This window comes from Streptacidiphilus sp. ASG 303 (assembly GCF_020991365.1).
In the GTDB taxonomy this organism is placed as follows: Bacteria; Actinomycetota; Actinomycetes; order Streptomycetales; family Streptomycetaceae; genus Peterkaempfera.
In genome coordinates this window covers 1-303 of the sequence record NZ_JAJLRA010000137.1, presented here as the reverse complement: position 1 = coordinate 303, position 303 = coordinate 1, and the positions used below count along the sequence as shown (strand labels likewise).

Genomic DNA, 303 nt, shown 5'->3' with positions numbered 1-303 from the left:
CCACGCGGAGCGTGCTCCGCGGGGCCCCGCCCGGGTGCCGGGTCCGGCCGGAGCCGGCCCCCGGGGTGCTGCGGCGGACGTCAGTCCTTGATCTCGCAGAGCACGGCGCCGCTGGTCACGCTCGCGCCGACCTCGGCGGACAGCGCGGTGACGGTGCCGGACTTGTGCGCGTTGAGGGGCTGCTCCATCTTCATGGCCTCCAGGACGACGACCAGGTCGCCCTCCTGGACCTCCTGACCGTCCTCGACGGCGACCTTCACGATCTTGCCCTGCATCGGCGAGGCGAGCGCGTCGCCGGAGACC

Annotated in this window: 1 protein-coding gene; it reads right to left on the bottom strand. The window is 73.9% G+C overall.

Features of this window, described 5'->3' with window-relative positions; all coding sequences use genetic code 11:
- Positions 1–80: 80 nt before the first annotated feature.
- Positions 81–303 (bottom strand): biotin/lipoyl-containing protein (locus tag LO771_RS30250; RefSeq protein ID WP_230748360.1); only part of this gene is annotated, 223 nt, incomplete at its 5' end.